Origin of the sequence: Hoeflea sp. TYP-13 (assembly GCF_040932035.1) — a bacterium.
Taxonomy (GTDB): Bacteria; Pseudomonadota; Alphaproteobacteria; order Rhizobiales; family Rhizobiaceae; genus Hoeflea_A.
This window is the reverse complement of record NZ_JBFRBB010000001.1, coordinates 337,717-356,037: the sequence shown is the minus strand read 5'-3', so window position 1 is coordinate 356,037 and position 18,321 is coordinate 337,717. Positions and strand designations below refer to the sequence as shown.

The following is an 18,321-nucleotide window of genomic DNA, read 5'->3' as shown; positions in this document are numbered from 1 at the left end:
GTCGCGATCCGATAGATTCGGCATTTCGGGGACACGGCGAATCTGCGCCGTTCGGGAAATCACACAACCGGCAGGAGCCGCGCATAATCGTGCCGCAGCCTTTTTCATGCATTCATAGCGCCCAAGTGGCCGGTTTTTGCGCATGAGTGAACCGGCAAAATTCGTCACCGGTTCGACCATGCGCCATGTCATCGTCATGGCGGCAACGGGATCGATCGGTCTCGTCGCCATTTTCCTCGTCGATGCGCTCAATCTCTTTTATATCTCGCTTCTCGGCCAGCAGGAGCTGGCAGCCGCAATCGGCTATGCCGGCACTCTGATCTTCTTTTCGACCTCCGTCAGCATCGGGCTGTCCATTGCGGCCACCGCCATCACCTCCAGAGCCATCGGCGCCGGCGAGCGGGACAGGGCGCGCCAGCTTGCCGCTGCGTCGGTCATCTATACCACCGCGATCATGGCGGTCGCAGCGGCTGTCTGCTTTCCCTATCTCGACGCCATGGTGCGGTTCATGGGTGCGCAGGGCCGCACCGCGCAGTTGACAGTCGAATTCATGCAGATCGTATTCCCGTCGCTGCCGCTGATCGGCATCGGCATGTCCATGGCGGGGCTGCTGCGTGCAGTGGGCGACGCAAAACGCGCCATGTATGTGACGCTTGCGGCAGGTGCTGCAACGGCCATACTCGATCCTATATTCATTTTCGGGCTGGGGCTCGGCATTCACGGGGCCGCCATTTCGACGGTCATTTCGCGATTTGCTCTCATTGTGGTCGGCTTTTACGGGCTGCACAGGGTTCACAGGATGCTGGCCCTGCCGTCATTGAACGTGCTTGGAAGCACGATTGGTCCCTATCTTTATGTCGGTCTGCCGGCGATCATGACGCAGTTGGCGACACCGGTCGGCAATGCCTATGTCACGATCGAAATCGCCAGCTACGGCGATTCCGCCGTGGCGGGATGGGCCGTCATCGGCCGGCTGATTCCCGTCGCTTTCGGCGCGCTTTTTGCCTTGTCCGGAGCGGTTGGTCCGATCCTCGGGCAAAATTACGGCGCGCTACGGTTCGACCGCCTCTACAGCACCATGCGAAATGCGTTCATCGTGATCATTGTCTACACGCTGACGATGTGGGCGCTTCTCGCGCTTGGAGCCGATTTCATTGCCTCCCTTTTCGGCGTTGACGGCGAAGCCCGCGAGCTTGTCGTCTTTTTCTGCCAATTCGTCAGCGTTACGTTCCTTTTCAACGGCATGCTCTTCGTCGCCAACGCCGCTTTCAATAATCTCGGCTATCCGATCATCTCGACGGTCTACAACTGGGGCCGCTCGACGCTCGGCGTTATTCCCTTTGTGTGGGTCGGCTCGAAATATTTCGGTGCCGTCGGGGCGCTCGGGGGATATGGGCTGGGCGCGATCTTCTTTGGCGTCGCGGCCGCCATCACCTGTCTTAGGATCATCAAACGAATCTCAGACAGGCCGTCGACAAAACCACCGGAAGAGCCCGGAATCCAGATTCCACCGGCGGCCAACTCACCCTTCACATCGAGCAAGGGCGCGACCTGAATGCAAATCATGGGCTGCGACAACGGCCGTGGATGCTCTATTGCTGCTGACTGGTAAGAGCCGCCTTCAAGCCCAATCCGACCAGCAGGCTGCCGCTGATGTACCGCGGGAGGGGACCTTGCAGAAAATCTCCGTGAAACATGCGTTTGAGACTTCCAGCCAGAACGCCATAGGTGCTGTCGGTACACAAAGCCAATCCGGCATAAATCAGTCCCAAAAGGACTATCTGCCGTGATACCGAGCCCAGAGCCGGATCCACAAACTGAGGCAGGAATGCCAGAAAAAATACGGCTATCTTCGGATTGAGGACGCTGACCATAACGCCGTCCGTGAAGAGGCGCGACAACGGGAGACGGGTAACGGTGTCGGATTGAATGCTCGCCCGGCCGGAACGCAAGGTCTGAATTCCGAGATAAACCAGGTAACCGGCTCCAAGAAATTTGACGATCAAAAAAGCCGTGGCGGAAGTCAGCACGATAGCCGAAAGACCGGCCACCGCTGCCGCCACGTGAACAAGTACCCCAACCGACAGACCAAGCGCGGACACGAATCCGGCCATGATCCCCTGGTTCAAACTGCGCGCAACGACGTACAACACGCCAGGTCCCGGAACAACGAGCACAGCGAAGGCCGCAACCAAAAACCCAAAAAACAGCGCACTATTCAGCACGGCGCTCTCCCGCGATCATTTCACCAGAACGCGCCTACAACAGCGTGGCGCCAACAATAGAAACACCAAATCAGCGGTTTTTCAGGAATTGAGTCAGCCCGTCAATATAGCTGTCCCAGCCCGTGGCGTGCATTGCGCGGCTTTCCTCATCGGTAAACCCGGAATGGACAATTCGAACTTCCGTTCCGTCATCAGCTGCCTCGAAATCCACGGAAATCTCGGTGACATTGCCGTCCGCGTTCCATTCCCATGTGTATTTAAGGTGTGATTGCGGGTCCACTTCCAGAAACTTCCCCTCATTTTGGGCAGTAAATTCCGGAGCTTCCATGAACAGCCGATAATGTCCGCCGACGACCGGATTGACATCCATACGGGTCGCTGGTGCGATTACGGTCTTCGAGGATATCCATGCCGAGTAAACACGGTGGACTGAAAATGGCACCCGATAGCTTTTTTCGATTTTCATGATCAACTGACCTTCCGATGCCAGCAAAATGCTCCAGAATTCCGGTTTCAACAACCATGGAGGCCGGACTTCCGGGAGCCTTGCGAAGCGCTTATCAACAGCGAATCCGGATCCGCGAATCTGAATTTTTTCGGCTGTATTCGGAGTTCCGCCACAATCTAAGGCCGAGATGGTGCCACCGGAACTATTGTTCGCGAAACTCAGGAGGCAGGATATGAACCTCAAATCCCTCGGTCTCGGCGTGGCCGGCGTTGCATTTGCGCTGATGCCGGCTGTTCAAGCTTTCGCTGCGGATGACCTTGTCCAGGTTCAAAGCCCGCACTCCGTTTCAGATACGATGGACCGGCTTGTCCAGGCCGTTGAAGCTGCAGGCGCAAAGGTTTTTGCGCGCGTAGACCATGCCAAGGGCGGAGCAAGCGTGGGAATGGATATCCCGGACAACGAGCTTCTGATTTTCGGCAATCCGCGGCTTGGCACACCGGTTATTCGCGATGCCCAATCGGCAGGATTGGATCTGCCCATCCGCGTGGTCGTGGTTGAAACGGCGGACGGCACAGCGCTGATCTATCGTTCCCCCGCTGCAATGGCCGCTCAGCACGGCTTGCCGGCAGATCATCCGAGCATCGTTTTGATAAATGGCGCGCTGGACAAGCTCACGGCAAAAGCCGCCGGGCAGTAATAGCGCTCATGTTACCGGTGTGAGCGTGCCGGGCGTATGTCCGCAACGGCGCCGATGGCGCGCTGTATGCCCGATTCCGGGATTGAATGTGTTGGTCGGATCCAACCGTTCGTAGAAATCAGCGAGATCTGAATTTGCCTTATACAGGTGCCCGACATTGTGTTCTGCCGGATATTCGGCGCCACGCCGGTCAAGCAAGGCCAGCATCTTCTCTTTCAGAGCTTTGGCGTTCACGCCCTTTTTGACGATATAGTCCTGATGCAGGACATGACACATGAAATGGCCGTAATAGAGCTTGTGGACGATTTGCTCGTCTATTTCAGGCGGGAGTTTCTCGAACCAGTCGCGCTCGTTACGCCTCAGAGCGATATCCAGCGCAAGGATTTCCTCCACCTCAGCGCTATGCACCGCCTGGAAGCGAACCGCCGCACCGGCCGCGGCAAAACGGTGTAATTCGGCCAGTTTCGCCTGCCTGTCGGTGCACTCGAAGAATTCGCCGCTTTTGCCGGCAAAATGGTCTCTTAAAAACAGTGCTGCCTCTTCAATGCCGTCATCGCGCATTTTCAGAATCAGATGGTGTTCAAACCTGTCCCGGTAATCCAGCATCCTTGCCGGCAGGATATTCGGCCAGCACCGGCTCAGCCATTGCATCGTGCGATCAACAAAGTTCTGAGGCATGAACGGAACTTTGTTGAACCAAGCATCAAACGCCCCCTTCAGGGCGAAGAATTTGGGCAGGTGATCGGTTCCCAGATGGTTGATCATCAGAACCGTGTCCTTGCCGTAATCGCGGGCAATGTCGAAAATATCGCGGTGCATATATTCGGCGGAAACCGGGAGAGTTTGAAAACGGGAAAGGATGTGGCGGCGGATCCCGGTCAGTTCATCGGGGTCATTGGTGCCTATGTAAAACACCTTTTCCCGGTCATTTATCGGATAGGTGTCCAGTCTGACGGCAAAGACGGCGAGTTTACCTGCACATCCACTGGCCTCGTAAAGGCGTCGTTTGTCAGCATTGAAACGGGCCGGCGTCGAAGCGTCCACATCGCGAACCCTTCGCCCGTAATCGGTGTCCGAACCCTTTTTGTTGGAGGTCTCGACGTCGCCGGATGAAAAGGCGCCCCCTTCCAGCTTTGCCAGTATTTCTTCAGGGCTGTTGCCGAGCGCAATTCCCAGATGATTGACAAGCTCCAACTGACCGTCCGGAGCAACCCGCGCATAAAGTGAGAGCTCCGTATAGGACGGGCCGCGCTCAACGAGAGAACCGCCTGAATTGTTGCATACGCCACCGATCACCGAGGCGCCGATGCAGGAAGAACCGATGACCGAATGCGGCTGCCTGTTCAGCGGTTTCAGCAGTTTTTCGAGTGCAAAAAGTGTCGTACCGGGAAAGCTGACAACCTGTTTGCCGGCGTCGAGCAAAATTGCACGGTCCATCGCCCTGGTATTGATCAGCACGACGTCGCGGTCATAGCGGCCGTTTGGCGTGGACCCTTCCGTCAAACCGGTGTTGGCCGCCTGTATGATGATGATCTTGTCCGCCGCGACGCAGACCTTGAGAACCTGCCAGAGTTCGAGCAGTTTGCGGGGCAGGACAACGGCAACAGCCTCCCCCTGCCCCGAACGGAACCCTGTTCTGAAACGCTCCGTCCGCCGGCGTCCGGTCAGAACACCGCGATAGCCGACAACGGCACGCAGGTCCCGGATCAATTGCGCGTTGGTCATTGCAGCGCCTTCAATACGCAACCGAGGGAAGCCATGTGGCAAGCTGCGGCCACAAAAACACGACCGCCAGTCCCGTGAGCTGCAGCAGCACAAAGGGCACAATGCCCCTGTAAATATGGTTGAGCCGGATTTCAGGCGGGCACACACCCTTGAGATAGAAAAGCGCGAAACCCACCGGCGGCGTCAAGAAGGATGTCTGCAGAGTGACGGCCACGAGAATCACGAACCAGAGAAGGGCCGGCTCGTCGATTTCGCCAAATCCGGGAATATCAAGACCCAGGCCGTTCACGATTGGACGCATTAATGGCAGCACAATCAGGGTGATCTCAATCCAGTCCAGTACAAATCCGAGCAGGAAAACGATGAACAGGATGAAGATGATTGTTGCGGTCGCGCCGAAACCGGTGGACGCGATCATGCTCTCTATGAGTTCGTCCCCGCCCAGTTCACGCAGGACATAGGAGAAGATCGTGGCGCCCAGAAAGATGGCGAATATGTAGGCCGTCGTATTGAACGTCGAGATCAGAACATTTTTCAGCTTTTTGAAGTTGAGTTTTCCATAGGCCAGCGCCAGGAGGGTCGCACCGAGGGCGCCGATGCCCGAGGCCTCGGTGGGCGTTGTGATGCCTGCAAAAATGGAACCGAGCACAGCGATGATGAGGCCGAGTGTCGGCAGCACCGCAATGAGCACGTCCTTTACCGCCGACCAGTCCGGCGCCCTGGCACCCTCCGGAACGGGCGCGACATCCGGATTGAGATAGGCGCGTATGAAAATGTAGACCAGGTACAGCAATCCGATAATGACGCCGGGAAAGACGGCCGCCATGAAGAGATCGCCAACCGACAGCGCCATCTGATCGGCCATGATGACGAGCATGATCGATGGCGGGATCAATATGCCAAGCGTGCCCGATGCCGAGACAACACCCGCGGCCAGGGATGGCGCGTATTTCTGCTCGACCATTGAAGGAAGGGACAAAACGCCGAGGAGCACGACTGATGCGCCGATGATTCCGGTCGATGCTGCCAGAATGATACCTATGAGCGTGACCGTTATTGCCAGCCCGCCGCGGACGGTGCCGAACAGGCGCTGCATGGATGACATCAGCCTTTGGGCAACGCCGCTTTCGTCAAGCATCAATCCCATGAAAATGAACATCGGCAGCGCCACCAGGACCGCGTTCGACATGGTCGCGTAGATGCGGTTCACCACGGCGCCAAGGGTCAGATAATCAAGGCCGGTAAATGTGGATTCAAGCCTCGTCCAGGCCATCAGGTCGTTGTCGAACAGATAGGCCACACCGCAGAACAGGACACCGATGCCTGCCAACGTCCAGGCCACGGGAAACCCGGTAAACAACAGGGCGATAAAGCTGATGAACATTGCGACAACAAGCTTTTCCTCGGTTGTTTCGACCAGAAAGGACAAAGCAATTGCAATGAGGATGAAACCGAAGAGCGACCAGGCAACGAGGCCCAGTCCGCGCCCGGCGCCTTCGCCGTCGGTCTCGGTCAGAAGGGCGTGGAAATCGTGGATCAACCGCGCAAGGGCGGCGAGCGCCAGCAATACGAAGCTGATTGGTATGACGGCCTTCAGCGCCCAGCGGGCCGGAAGACCGGTGGGGCTGTCCGAGCGTTCGCCAACACGGTAGCTTTCATAGAAATAGTCAAATCCCTGATCGATCATCAGGTAAAGGAAGGGACACATCAGCAGCAATATACCGACAATTTCGATGATCCGCTGGGATGGCCTGCTCAATTGCAGATGCAGCAGGTCAACCCGCACATGGCTGTCGGTCGCCAGGGCATAGGAGACGCCGATCATGGTGACGAGGCCGTAAATATGCCACTGGATTTCGTCCAGCTTCGGGTAATTCTGGTTCAGGAAATAGCGCAATGCCACCTGTGAGGTTATTGCGGCGATCAACGCTATGTTGGCCCACATCACCACATGTCCGACAGCCTTCACGAAGGTGTCAATTGCAACGGCCGGGCGGTAGCGGTCTGCATCGGGATGCTCAACCAGAGCCTCGAATGTGGCAATCGGATCCTGGTCGACAGGTTTTACTTCGGACACGGGCTTCCTCCCTCATGTTTTGAAAACATCAGTCAGAAATTGCGCGGACGCGGAGCCCCTGGCCGCGGGTCCGGCAATGGCAGGCGGCCGCAAATGCAGCCACCTGCCAATGGGTTTTGAGTTTTAGGTGCGCGGAAGGAAGGCGTTTTGCTTCCAGACCTTGTAGCCGTCGCGGAACTCGTTCATGTCATCGAGGACCTTTTTGAAGAACGGGTCCTGCGATTCCTCCGCCGCGACTTCGGCCCAGGTATCGCGGAATGTTTCCAGCATTTCCGGTGACCAGTTCTTGATGGTCACGCCGTTGTTTTCGACATTGTCGATCAGCGCATCGTGCTGAATTGCCTCGCCTTCGGCAAAGCTATCGGTCATCGACGCCTTGCAGGCATTTTCGATGATCGCCCGGTGCTGTTCCGACGCACCGCTCCAGACGTCCTTGTTGACAAGCAGCTCGAACACCGTGGCCTGCTGATGCCAGCCGGGGAAGTAATTGTACTTCACCAGCTTGTGGAAGCCGAGGCGGGCGTCGATTGCCGGCATGGAGAATTCAGTCGCGTCGATGGCGCCCTTTTCCAGAGCCGGAAAAATCTCGCCGCCAGGCAACAGCGACGTCGCAACGCCGAGCTTCTGCATCACTTTGCCGCCGAGGCCGAAGAAACGCATTTTCAGCCCGTTCAGATCCGCCGGAGAATTGACCTCGTTCGCAAACCAGCCAGATGTCTCCGGTGCGATGATCGCACAGGGCAGCACCTTCACGTTAAAGCCGGCCTGGTCATACATTTCCTGATAAAGGCTCAGACCATTGCCGTAATAAAGCCAGGCCATGTATTCGCCTGCTTCCGGTCCGAACGGAACAGCGGAAAACAGCGGCGACGCCGGGATCTTACCGGCCCAGTATCCGGCGGTGGTGTATCCGGAGTTGATCTTTCCCGAAGATACCGCATCCAGAATTTCGAACGGCGGAACCAGCTTGTTCGGTTCGTAGACTTTCATTTTCAGTGTGCCGCCGGACATCTTTTCGAGCTGTTCGGCGACGCGCGGAATAGGCGATCCGAGGCCGGGCAAAGAGGTTGAAAATGCGATTGGCGTTTTGAGCAACAGCTTGTCGGCTGCAAGTGCCGCAGGGGCGGCTGACAACATCGCAGCAGCGATAGCCAGGCTAACGATAGAGTTTTTCATACGATCCTCCGAAACAGGTATGGCAGGCTCGACAAAGTAACGTGTCTCAGCTGCCGTAAATCAGTGGTATATTAAACATACCACCCGAGTGGTTCATAAAATATACCACTGAGCGTGTCAACGCCAAGCACACGAATTTCGACCTTCCGGCTTATCGAGAGACGGGTGTTCAACTGTTTATCCGTGGGGCAATTGAAGTATGAATTCGGAATTCCGAACTAATTAGCTGTTTATTTGCAATGTGATACGCCTTTCGCGTGAAATCGGCGCGTTGCCGGCAACCGAATTACAGATTGCAATACGAGTGTGTGTAATCTATTTTAGAGTACAGCTGTGAAGCAGGGATATTGAACAAAAAATGGCCTTTGAGAAGCTGGTTTTCGAGAAAATAGACCACGAAACAGTGGTTGATACGGTGGTCAGACAAATAGAGGATCTGATCGTCACGGGTGTTCTCAAGGAAGGCACCAAACTTCCGCCCGAGCGCGAGCTTGCCGAAACCATGGACGTTTCGAGGCAGAAAATCCGCGAGGCGCTGAAGCGGCTCGAAGACCAGAACCTTCTGCGGGTACGCCACGGCGAAGGCTCCTATATTGCAGCCCTTACGGGAACCGCGCTTTCACCGGCGATGATCGATCTTTATGCCCGGCATCAATCCGCGTTCTATGATTATCTGGAGTACCGCAGGGAGCAGGAGGGGTTTGCCGCAGCGCTTGCATCAGAGCGGGCGACAAAAGTCGACAGGGACATCATACTGGATACTTTGGAAAAGCTTGAGCTGGCGCAAAAAAACCGCGACTCAAAGGCTTCAAAGGAACAGGACATCAAATTCCATTCGGTCATAGTCGATGCCAGTCACAATTCGACCCTGATACACACGATGGCCTCGATATACGAGCTGACAAAACGCGGCATATTTTATAACCGCGACTATCTGCACACGATTGACGGCAGCGGAGAAAAACTGTTGCAGCAGCACAAGGATATCGGCATGGCCATTGTTGAGGGACGTGCCGAAGACGCACAGATAGCTGCACGAACCCATATCGATTTTGTTGAAAAATCCTTCAGGGCCGGCCACGAGGGCAGCAAACGCGAAGCGCTGGCAAAAAAACGCCAGGCGCTGATCGGCTCATAGACCGTCTCAACTTGCCGGCAAGCTACCCCTCGCCGTTTTTGATATGATAGGTGAATATCGCGTCGAGGGCATGTTTGAGTTCCTCACGTATGCCGGCAGACACGGTCAACACATCGTCGGCCTTGAAAAAATCAAGCACCCGGAACCGACTTACATCGGGACGCAGGAAGACATCCGGCCGGCCCGATTTCAGTTTCATGGTGATGATCGACTGCATCATCAGCTGGCTTGCGCCGAACATCAGATCAGTGGTCGACGGCCTTTCCCCGTCATCGCCACCCGGTCCGCCGACAACATCGACGCCGATGATGATATCGGCAAGGCCCTCAAGGTGATCAAAGGGCACCGGATTTGAAATGCCGCCGTCGATCATGTAGCGACCGTCCAACAGTACGGGCCGAAAAAGCGCCGGAATCGCCGCAGATGCCGCAACTGCATTCATCAGATCGCCGCTCGAATAGACCGCTTCCTGCTGAGCATAAAAGTCAGTGACCACAACCTTTGTCGGTATGTCCAATTCTTCGAAAGTGGTTGGGAAGTCCTCGGGCAGAAAGGCGGCAAGAATCCGCTCGATGCTGAACTGGCCCAAGCGGAAACCGCCGGAAAAAACATTGCCGACACCGGACGGGCGCGCTCTCCAGATCCGGCTGATCACCTGGCTGCGTTTGCCGAGCGTTGCAAGTGTATAGGCCCTGATTTCGGAACCGGTCATGCCCGATGCCATTGCCGTACCCATAATCGCGCCAATCGATGCGCCGGATATCGCGACCGGGCGTATGCCAAGCTCGTTGAGAACCTCGATGACATGAATATGCGCAAATCCCCGCGCACCGCCGCCGCCGAAAGCAACGGCGACCGTTGGATCACCCGATGATTTTCGATCCGCTTCCTGATTGCCGTTCAACAGCAAATCGTTACGCATGACACATCCTAACTGCCGCCGGTTGGGCCAGGAGCCTGGCATTGGGTTTTCAGCGGGCGATGCGCTTAATGTGACGTGCCTTCCAGCCAACTTCAAGGCTTTGCCGTGCGCTGCACAATCAATCGGCCGTGACCGTCCCGTTGAATCGATAGAAGTGCATGGCCGTGTCGCCGAATTCCCGTCTTTCGACCAAATGGAACTGTATATTCAGACCCGGTTCAATATCGCTGCGTTCTTCAAGGACAACAAGTGCGTTGTCTTCCAGCCAACCGCCGGAAGCCGCACCTGCAAGAGCACGCTCACCAAGTCCTTTTCCATAGGGCGGATCGGCAAACACAAAATCAAACGGCTCGAGATTACCCGCGCTTCCGAGTGCAGTCGCATCGCGGCGGTAGAGCTTTGCCCGGCCATGGACGCCAAGCGCTTCCATGTTGGCACGCACAAGCCCGCGGCCCTCGGCCGACTGTTCGACAAAGAGGGCGAATGCCGCCCCGCGCGAGAGCGCTTCCAGGCCAACGGCGCCGGTGCCGGCAAACAGATCCAGCACGCGTTTGCCGTCAAAGTCGATGTCGTAGCCGTGAGCGAGGATGTTGAAGAGCGCCTCGCGCGTGCGGTCGGTTGTCGGCCGGATGTTCTGTGAACGCGGCGCGGTCAGCGCGCGTCCCCTGAATTTACCGCCGACGATCCGCATGTCCGCTCCGGCTGCCGCCCTTTGCTGCAGATCTGTTCGACGGACCTTTTTTCACCCCGGACGGACGCTGGCCCTTGCCCGTTTTGCGGTCTGCCTTCTTGTCCTCGCGGTTCGCGTCCGCATCCCGCTTTTTCGGGCCAACGGGACGTGCGCCCGGCCCCATCCAGACATTTGAGGCACGGCTTCTCGGCGGTGGCCTCTTTGCCGGTTTGTCGTCGCGCTTTTTGGTATCGAGCCGGTCGCGATTGCGCTCGCGCTTGTCCACACGGCTTTCATGCTTGTTGCGAGCAGGCGCGCCGCGGTCGGTCTTTGGAGATACCTGCTTTTTTGGCGCGGCAGAGGTTTTCTTCTTGTCTTCGCCAACGCCCTGCTCGTTGAAGAGCGGTGCCTCGAAATTCGCACCGGCCCGTTCGATCAATCGCGGACCAAGCTGATCGCGCAGGGTTCGGCTCTTGACTTCCTGGACTCCGCCTTCCTTGAGGCTGGAAAGCTGAAACGGCCCGTAGGAGATGCGGATCAGCCGGTTGACTTCGAGACCAAGAGCGCCGAGCACATTCTTGATTTCGCGGTTTTTGCCTTCCCGCAACCCCATGGTGATCCACACATTGGAGCCCTGGGTTCGGTCGAGCGTCGCTTCTATGGCGCCGTACAGGACACCGTCCACGGCCATGCCTTCCTGCAGCCCGTCAAGCGCTGCCTGATCGATCTTGCCGTGGGCGCGCACGCGATAGCGACGCAGCCACCCGGTGGCTGGCAGCTCCAGTTCCCTGGCAAGACCGCCATCATTGGTGATGAGCAGGAGCCCTTCAGTGTTGATGTCGAGCCGGCCGACGGAGACGACATGCGGTTGATCGAGCGCCAGGTTGTCAAAAACGGTCGGGCGGCCTTCCGGGTCCTTGTGGGTGGTCACGAGACCCGCCGGCTTATGGTAGAGCCATAGCCTTGTCCGCTCGATGCCACGCAACGGCTCGCCGTCCACCTCGATGGTGTCGGACAGTGTTGCGGTTATGGCCGGTGTGTCGAGAACCTTGCCGTTCAGCCGGACGCGGCCGTCAGTGATCATGCGCTCGGCCTCGCGCCGCGAAGCTATACCGGCACGCGCCAGAAGCTTGGCGATGCGCTCCGGCGTATCCACAAAGGCGGCCGGCTCTGAAACCGGCTTTGCATCCGTTGCCCGACGGGATTTATCGCCCTGCGGCGCGGAACCGGACTTGTGGGGTCCGGAGCGGCGGGGCTTGCCACGGGTATTCATATGGTGTTTGCCTTTCAACGTCTGCGGCCGCTCTTTCGGGTGTGCCGCCAATTGTGCTTGTGCCAGCCTTATCAGGTTGCGCGAGCGGGGTTAATACAAAAGGGACAAGAAGCACACCGATGAACCGCCGCATCATGGATATTGCGCTCGAGGAAGCACGACTGGCAGCCGAGCGTGGCGAAGTGCCGGTGGGCGCCGTGATCGTGCGCGACGGCGACATCCTCGCAAAGGCCGGAAATCGCACGCGGGAACTTTGCGATGTCACCGCGCATGCCGAGATCGCCGCAATCAGGGAGGCCTCCGTACGCCTCAAAGCTGAAAGACTGCCTGAGTGCGACCTTTACGTTACGCTGGAGCCCTGCGCCATGTGTGCGGCGGCGATTTCCTTTGCCCGCATCCGCCGGCTCTATTTCGGTGCGGAAGACATCAAGGGCGGAGCCGTCGTCAACGGGCCGCGTTTCTTCAGCCAACCGACCTGCCATCATGCGCCTGAGTTCTATTCCGGTATCGGTGAGAAGGATGCAGCGTTGCTGCTGACCCATTTTTTTCAACAGAAGCGGCTTTAGGGCGTTTCTTGTTCATAAACAAACAATCGCCCGGCTTGCGCCAGGCGACCGTGACTTCAAAAGCTGGCTACGCGATCAGAAAGGCCACAGGTTTCCGAGCTTGAATCCCTTGTCCTTCTGGGCCGCCTTCTTGCGCCGGCGTTCTTTTTTGTATTCGGGTTCGCCAAGGTCGTCAGCCGGTGCGGATTCGGCAGGCTCGCGATATTCAATCGGCGGATCTGTCAGATTGCCGCGTGCTGAATAGACTTTCTTCTGCTGTTCTTTGGCCTCACGAAACTTCGCCCACTGTTCCGGTGTGACGGTGTCTTCACCGGCAGCAAGGGGTGAGCGGTAGCGCGGGTCTTTTCTTTCGGTCGCCTCGCGCACGAGACGTTCACGCGTCTCTTCGGGCGATTCAAGCCACTGCGGGTTGTCACTGGAAGCAACGCTGTTTTGCGGTGCTGGAAGCTGTGACCCGTCAGGCGGTTTGACAATTGAAGGCCGCGGCGCATAGGCCTGCTCGCTTTTCTTCGCGGGAGGGACAATAGAAATGACGTTGGCCAGATCATCGATCAATTGCGCATTCGCCGTCTTTCCGGTTCCGTATGTGGGGCTGCTGACGCATCCGGCCAAAATGACGGACACTGCCACGGCACCCGCAACGGTGCATCCTGTGCGAAACTCAGCTGCTCTTGTCATTCGGTAAATCCCGTTTACGGCCGGATGTCTCTTTGCAATTGAAATCCGGCCATTTCTTGGCGCTCTTTTATCGCATAACAGCGAATTGGGCAATTGTTCGGACACTAAAGCCGACCCAATTGCTTCAGTTCCTGTAACGCTTCTGCATCACGGGCCGAAACATCGGGAAACTCGGGATCGGTCCCGATATCGTCGGTCATGCGCCACGACCGGGCGCATTTTTGTCCTTTCGCCGGGGCCGGCACAACACTGACACCGGCAACGTCGTCCAGCCGGAAGGCATCCGCAGGTCCGTCAGCTTCGGAAAGCGATACGCCGGATGTGATGCAGATTTCCGCAAAATCCTGCCCGTCCAGCGCGACCATGAGGTCCTCATTGGTGATGTGAACGACCGGTGCCGCCTCAAGCGAGGAGCCGATTCGTTTTTCCCGGCGCTCGATTTCAAGCGCGCCGGTCACGACACGGCGCACCGTGCGGATCTTTTTCCATTTCGCATTCAGCGCATCATCCCGCCAGTTCTGCGGAATTTCCGGGAACTGCTCCAGATGCACCGACTGCGCTTGCGGATAGCATTGCAGCCAGGCTTCTTCCATGGTGAAGGGCAGCATCGGCGCCAGCCAGCACGACAGGCAGTCGAACACTGTGCGCACAACCTGAAGCGAAGCTTTGCGGCGTACGCTCGACGGCGCATCGCAGTAAAGCGCATCCTTGCGGATGTCGAAATAGAAGGCTGAAAGCTCGACGTTGGAAAAGTCGATCAATGCCCGGGTTATGCGTTTGAAATCGAATGCGTCGTATCCATCGCGCACCAGTTCATCGAGCTCGACCAGCCGATGCAGCATAAGCCGCTCAAGCTCCGGCATTGCTGTAATTTCAACGGTTTCCCCGTCATCATGGGAAAGCGTTCCGAGCATCCAGCGAATGGTGTTTCGGAGCTTGCGGTAGGCATCGATATTGGTCTGGATATTGGTCTTTCCGAGGCGCTGATCTTCCCAGTAGTCAACGGTCATCGACCACAAGCGCAAAATGTCCGCCCCGGACTGGGCCATGACCTCCTGCGGGGTTACCGTGTTGCCCTTGGACTTGGACATTTTCTCGCCTTTTTCATCCATGGTGAAACCATGGGTGACAACGGTGTCGTAGGGTGCCCTGCCACGGGTCGCGCAGCTTTCCAGGAGCGAGGAATGGAACCAGCCACGGTGCTGGTCGGAGCCTTCGAGATAGACGTCCGCAGGCCATTTCAGGTCCGGCCGGTCTTCCAGGGTAAATGTGTGCGTGCTGCCGGAATCGAACCAGACATCGAGAATATCGGTCACCTGGTTCCAGCGGTCGAGATCGTTACGGCCGGCAAGAAAACGCTCCTTGGCGCCTTCCGCGAACCAGGCATCGGCGCCCTCTTCCTCAAAGGCATCGATGATCCTTTTATTGACCGCATCGTCGACCAGGATTTCCCCGTCCGCGTCAACAAATACACTGATGGGAACGCCCCAGGCGCGCTGACGCGACAGAACCCAGTCCGGCCGCGTTTCGATCATGGTGCGCAGCCGGTTCTGTCCTGCAGAAGGAACAAACCGCGTGGCATCGATGGCTTCGAGGGCACGGCTTCGAAGCGTCGTGTCGTCCTCGAACGGCCTATCCATGTGCACAAACCATTGCGGCGTGTTGCGGAAAATGATCGGCTTCTTCGACCGCCAGGAGTGCGGATAGGTGTGTTTCAGCCGCCCGCGCGTAAACAGCCGGTCAGCTTCGATCAGGGCGGCGATAACGCGTTTGTTGGCGTCGCCCTTCTTGCCCTTGTCGTCGAGGACCCGTGCGGGGCCGCCCTCACTGTCGGGCCCGAAACCAGGTGCGTGATGGGTAAAGTAACCGTCATCACCAACAGTAAACGGGATCGAAGGATCGATACCGCGCGCTTCGAGTTCACGAGCCTTTTCCATCCACGCGTCAAAGTCCTCACGACCGTGGCCGGGTGCCGTGTGCACGAAGCCGGTGCCGGCGTCGTCTGTCACGTGTTCGCCGTCGAGGAGCGGCACATCGAATTCATAGCCCAGCTTTAGCAGGGGATGAGCGCAATGCATGGACTCGAAATCCTCTGCCGGTACATCGGCAAGGCGCTGCATGGTCACTCTTGCCTTGTCGGCAGATTCCTGAGCCAGGCTGTCAGCGAAGATCACCTTCTCACCGGCCTGCGGCCCGAATTCATTTTCGGCAGCTGTGATTTCGTAGAGGCCGTAGGAGATGCGCGAGGAAAACGAGATCCCGCGGTTGCCGGGGATGGTCCAGGGTGTCGTCGTCCAGATCACGACAGACGCGCCGATCAGTGCGTCCGGGCCGGCAACGACAGGAAATTTCACCCAGATCGTATCGCTTTCATAGTCGTGATATTCAACCTCGGCTTCGGCAAGCGCCGTGCGCTCGACCACCGACCACATGACCGGTTTGGAGCCGCGGTAAAGCTGGCCGAGTTTTGCGATCTTCATCAATTCGCCGGCAATGCGCGCCTCGGCGTGAAAATTCATCGTCGTATAGGGACGGTCGAAATCGCCCTCGACGCCAAGCCGCTTGAATTCCTCCGTCTGCACGTCGATCCAGTGCGCGGCGAACTCGCGGCATTCCTTGCGGAATTCGTTGACCGGAACCTCGTCCTTGTTCTTGCCCTTGGCGCGGTACTGCTCCTCGATCTTCCACTCGATCGGCAAGCCGTGGCAGTCCCATCCCGGCACATAGTTGCTGTCATAGCCGCGCATCTGGAAGGAACGGGAGATGACGTCCTTGAGGATCTTGTTAAGAGCGTGGCCGATGTGGATATTGCCGTTGGCATAGGGCGGCCCGTCATGGAGGACGAATTTAGGGCGGCCGCTGGCAGCCTCACGCAGCTTCTTGTAAAGGTTCATGTTCTGCCAGCGCGCGACGATCTCCGGCTCTTTCTTGGGCAGGCCGGCGCGCATCGGAAATTCCGTCTTCGGCAGGTTCAGCGTCTTCGAATAGTCGAATTTTTCGGTCGTATCGGTCATCGTTCAATCGTGTCTTACTGGTTTGCGTCCGGCTCCGCACCATAAGGCGGTGTGGACGTTGTGGCGTCTTAAGTTATCTTCTGGGAGTTCCGCGCAACCTGCGCGCGGCAGCAAGCAGTCCCGGACTTCCCACGTGCCGGCAGCAGCACCAATCAGGAAGCCGGGCCAATAATTCGTATTGCAGTTCCGAAACCGAATTTGGCCAACATAGTGGGATGCTTCTATCAATGCTGGAGACGGGAATAAAGGATTTTCTCAATAAACCGTGTGATCGAGTTTTTCAAAAATCGCCCGGCGCATGAATCGTGTCGTCGTCTGCGGCATGAGCGCTCCCAACAGACGCCCTATCTTTGCGGGTGCCCCGGCATACAGAACCTTTCGGCGCTTGTGTGCGGCGCTGACAATTTTGTCCGCCAGAACGGACGGCTCCATTCGACGTCCGGCATCTGCTCCGGCAGGTGCATGGCGCTCGGCGTGCACGGTGCGCAGCGGCCCCGGAAAAACGGTCATCACATGGATTTTTCGACGGGCCATTCCCTTGCGAATGCTGCGGGCATAGACGGCCAGCGCATCCTTGGAAGCGGCATAGACGCAGGCGCCCGGATAGCCGGTCAAATGGGAAAGCGACGAAACGAATACGACATGCGCGCGTGCAGACAGACATCCGCCCCTTAAAAGCGCGGACGTCATGACCATCGGTGTCTCGCTATTTACTGTCAAAAGCTTCCGATAGGCCGAAACCGGAATTTCTTCGAAGCGGCCGGTGGCGCTGATACCGGCATTGTGCACGACAAAATCGTAAGGACCATATTTGCCAATCTCGCCGATGCACCGGTCAACGCTTTGGCGATCGGACAGATCCGCGGTCAAGGGCGTAACATGAGCGCCAGGGTTCACCTTGTCCTTGTCGACAGCAACGACCTGTGCCCCTTCAGCAACGAGACGCTCGACAAGAGCGCGGCCGAGGCCGGAGGCTGCCCCTGTAACCAGCGCCTTCACGACCATTTTCCCGTCAGCAGTCGGCGAAATCCGGCGCGCAGCATGACCGTTGCCTGCAGCCGGTCCCTTTCCATAAGCCGAATGATCTCCTCAGCCATGCCATCTGCAGAAAAGAAGAACCGTTCGAGACTTCCACCGGGGTAACCGGCTTTTTTATGCATTGCAGTCCGTGTCGGCCCCGGATGAATGATCTGAACGCCTATCCGGCCTTCCCATTCCGATCTCAGTGAGCGTGCCAGCCCGGCAAGTCCGGCCTTCGATGCCGAATAGGCCGGCATATTGGGTGAACCGCGATGGGCAACGGTTCCGATGAATACCACCTTTCCGCCGGCGGCCTCGAGGAACGGGACCATATGACGGGTCAGTAGCACGGGGGCGGCCAGATTGACATCCAGCGTCTCGCGGATCATGGCGCTGTCTTCCCGGTCGACAGGCGCGTAGTAGCCTGTGCCTGCATTGATGATGAGCCTGTCGAGCCTGCTTAAGCCAGCCGTTCGCATCGCCGCTTCAATCTCAGCGACCGCGGCTTGCGGATCCGAAAAATCAGCTTTGACGTATTGCGCTCCCGGTGGCAGTTCGTCGGCGCATTCGCTGGCCTCGCGCCTTCCCGTCAGAACAAGACTGTATTCAATGGAAAGGATCCGGGCCAGAGCCAGGCCGATCCCGGACGTTGCCCCGGTTATCAACGCTGTTGGGCGGTCATTCATGGGCAA

General features: G+C 57.6%; 15 protein-coding genes and 1 pseudogene. 4 read left to right on the top strand and 12 right to left on the bottom strand.

Annotated elements, in window-relative coordinates; translation table 11 throughout:
• Positions 1-142 precede the first annotated feature (142 nt).
• Positions 143-1,555 carry an MATE family efflux transporter gene (locus tag ABVT35_RS01655; protein ID WP_368464464.1) on the top strand — a complete coding sequence of 471 codons (1,413 nt, stop codon included), beginning with the start codon at positions 143-145 and terminating at the stop codon, positions 1,553-1,555.
• Positions 1,556-1,592: 37 nt separating this feature from the next.
• On the opposite strand, the gene ABVT35_RS01650 is transcribed toward ABVT35_RS01655, so the two are convergent.
• Entirely contained in the window at positions 1,593-2,225 is a 633-nt protein-coding gene (locus ABVT35_RS01650) for a LysE family translocator (protein WP_368464462.1), read from the bottom strand.
• Positions 2,226-2,295: 70 nt separating this feature from the next.
• Positions 2,296-2,691: an SRPBCC domain-containing protein gene (locus tag ABVT35_RS01645; RefSeq protein ID WP_368464460.1), complete on the bottom strand. Its 396-nt coding sequence runs from the start codon at positions 2,689-2,691 to the stop codon at positions 2,296-2,298.
• Between the two features lie 214 nt (positions 2,692-2,905).
• On the opposite strand from ABVT35_RS01645, the gene ABVT35_RS01640 reads away from it, so the two are divergent.
• Entirely contained in the window at positions 2,906-3,370 is a 465-nt protein-coding gene (locus tag ABVT35_RS01640; RefSeq protein ID WP_368464459.1) for a DUF302 domain-containing protein, read from the top strand.
• A gap of 6 nt (positions 3,371-3,376) precedes the next feature.
• Here ABVT35_RS01640 and dld read toward each other — a convergent pair whose 3' ends face one another.
• The 3 genes from dld to ABVT35_RS01625 form a co-directional block, all read right to left on the bottom strand.
• The gene (gene dld, locus ABVT35_RS01635; RefSeq protein WP_368464458.1) at positions 3,377-5,095 is read right to left on the bottom strand and encodes a D-lactate dehydrogenase; all 1,719 of its coding nucleotides are present in this window, start codon (positions 5,093-5,095) and stop codon (positions 3,377-3,379) included.
• Positions 5,096-5,105: 10 nt separating this feature from the next.
• Positions 5,106-7,172, bottom strand: a complete 2,067-nt coding sequence (locus tag ABVT35_RS01630) for a TRAP transporter large permease subunit (RefSeq protein ID WP_368464456.1) — start codon at positions 7,170-7,172, stop codon at positions 5,106-5,108.
• 123 nt (positions 7,173-7,295) lie between these two features.
• A complete protein-coding gene (locus ABVT35_RS01625) occupies positions 7,296-8,348 on the bottom strand; it encodes a TRAP transporter substrate-binding protein (RefSeq protein ID WP_368464455.1) in 1,053 nt (350 codons plus the stop codon).
• A gap of 358 nt (positions 8,349-8,706) precedes the next feature.
• Here ABVT35_RS01625 and ABVT35_RS01620 point away from each other — a divergent pair, with 358 nt between their 5' ends.
• Complete coding sequence (locus tag ABVT35_RS01620) at positions 8,707-9,486, top strand: FadR/GntR family transcriptional regulator (RefSeq protein WP_368464453.1); 780 nt, start codon at positions 8,707-8,709, stop codon at positions 9,484-9,486.
• A gap of 22 nt (positions 9,487-9,508) precedes the next feature.
• Here the strand turns inward: ABVT35_RS01620 and ABVT35_RS01615 are convergent, their stop codons facing one another.
• The 3 genes and pseudogenes from ABVT35_RS01615 to ABVT35_RS01605 all read right to left on the bottom strand — a co-directional run.
• Entirely contained in the window at positions 9,509-10,408 is a 900-nt protein-coding gene (locus ABVT35_RS01615; protein ID WP_368464452.1) for a patatin-like phospholipase family protein, read from the bottom strand.
• Positions 10,409-10,526: 118 nt separating this feature from the next.
• Complete coding sequence (rsmD, locus tag ABVT35_RS01610) at positions 10,527-11,099, bottom strand: 16S rRNA (guanine(966)-N(2))-methyltransferase RsmD (protein WP_368464450.1); 573 nt, start codon at positions 11,097-11,099, stop codon at positions 10,527-10,529.
• A gap of 130 nt (positions 11,100-11,229) precedes the next feature.
• Positions 11,230-12,351, bottom strand: a pseudogene (locus tag ABVT35_RS01605) (pseudouridine synthase); the annotation flags it as partial.
• A 119-nt stretch (positions 12,352-12,470) separates the two neighbouring features.
• Between ABVT35_RS01605 and ABVT35_RS01600 the strand changes: the two are divergent.
• Entirely contained in the window at positions 12,471-12,917 is a 447-nt protein-coding gene (locus ABVT35_RS01600; protein ID WP_368464448.1) for a nucleoside deaminase, read from the top strand.
• Positions 12,918-12,992: 75 nt separating this feature from the next.
• On the opposite strand, the gene ABVT35_RS01595 is transcribed toward ABVT35_RS01600, so the two are convergent.
• The 4 genes from ABVT35_RS01595 to ABVT35_RS01580 form a co-directional block, all read right to left on the bottom strand.
• The gene (locus ABVT35_RS01595) at positions 12,993-13,595 is read right to left on the bottom strand and encodes a hypothetical protein (protein WP_368464447.1); all 603 of its coding nucleotides are present in this window, start codon (positions 13,593-13,595) and stop codon (positions 12,993-12,995) included.
• Between the two features lie 104 nt (positions 13,596-13,699).
• Positions 13,700-16,609: an isoleucine--tRNA ligase gene (gene ileS / locus ABVT35_RS01590; RefSeq protein ID WP_368464446.1), complete on the bottom strand. Its 2,910-nt coding sequence runs from the start codon at positions 16,607-16,609 to the stop codon at positions 13,700-13,702.
• A gap of 255 nt (positions 16,610-16,864) precedes the next feature.
• On the bottom strand, positions 16,865-17,608 hold the full coding sequence (locus ABVT35_RS01585; protein ID WP_368464445.1) for an SDR family NAD(P)-dependent oxidoreductase: 744 nt from the start codon (positions 17,606-17,608) through the stop codon (positions 16,865-16,867).
• The gene (locus ABVT35_RS01580; RefSeq protein ID WP_368464444.1) at positions 17,605-18,315 is read right to left on the bottom strand and encodes an SDR family NAD(P)-dependent oxidoreductase; all 711 of its coding nucleotides are present in this window, start codon (positions 18,313-18,315) and stop codon (positions 17,605-17,607) included. The genes ABVT35_RS01585 and ABVT35_RS01580 overlap by 4 nt, the downstream gene beginning before the upstream one ends.
• Positions 18,316-18,321 lie beyond the last annotated feature (6 nt).

Bases quoted from the DNA above. Each gene is read 5' to 3' on its own strand.
- rsmD (WP_368464450.1), bottom strand. From the start codon at position 11,099: ATGCGGATCGTCGGCGGTAAATTCAGGGGACGCGCGCTGACCGCGCCG.
- ABVT35_RS01655 (WP_368464464.1), top strand. From the start codon at position 143: ATGAGTGAACCGGCAAAATTCGTCACCGGTTCGACCATGCGCCATGTC.
- ABVT35_RS01645 (WP_368464460.1), bottom strand. From the start codon at position 2,691: ATGAAAATCGAAAAAAGCTATCGGGTGCCATTTTCAGTCCACCGTGTT.
- ABVT35_RS01625 (WP_368464455.1), bottom strand. From the start codon at position 8,348: ATGAAAAACTCTATCGTTAGCCTGGCTATCGCTGCTGCGATGTTGTCA.
- ABVT35_RS01595 (WP_368464447.1), bottom strand. From the start codon at position 13,595: ATGACAAGAGCAGCTGAGTTTCGCACAGGATGCACCGTTGCGGGTGCC.
- ABVT35_RS01615 (WP_368464452.1), bottom strand. From the start codon at position 10,408: ATGCGTAACGATTTGCTGTTGAACGGCAATCAGGAAGCGGATCGAAAA.
- ileS (WP_368464446.1), bottom strand. From the start codon at position 16,609: ATGACCGATACGACCGAAAAATTCGACTATTCGAAGACGCTGAACCTG.
- ABVT35_RS01620 (WP_368464453.1), top strand. From the start codon at position 8,707: ATGGCCTTTGAGAAGCTGGTTTTCGAGAAAATAGACCACGAAACAGTG.
- ABVT35_RS01600 (WP_368464448.1), top strand. From the start codon at position 12,471: ATGAACCGCCGCATCATGGATATTGCGCTCGAGGAAGCACGACTGGCA.
- dld (WP_368464458.1), bottom strand. From the start codon at position 5,095: ATGACCAACGCGCAATTGATCCGGGACCTGCGTGCCGTTGTCGGCTAT.
- ABVT35_RS01640 (WP_368464459.1), top strand. From the start codon at position 2,906: ATGAACCTCAAATCCCTCGGTCTCGGCGTGGCCGGCGTTGCATTTGCG.
- ABVT35_RS01580 (WP_368464444.1), bottom strand. From the start codon at position 18,315: ATGAATGACCGCCCAACAGCGTTGATAACCGGGGCAACGTCCGGGATC.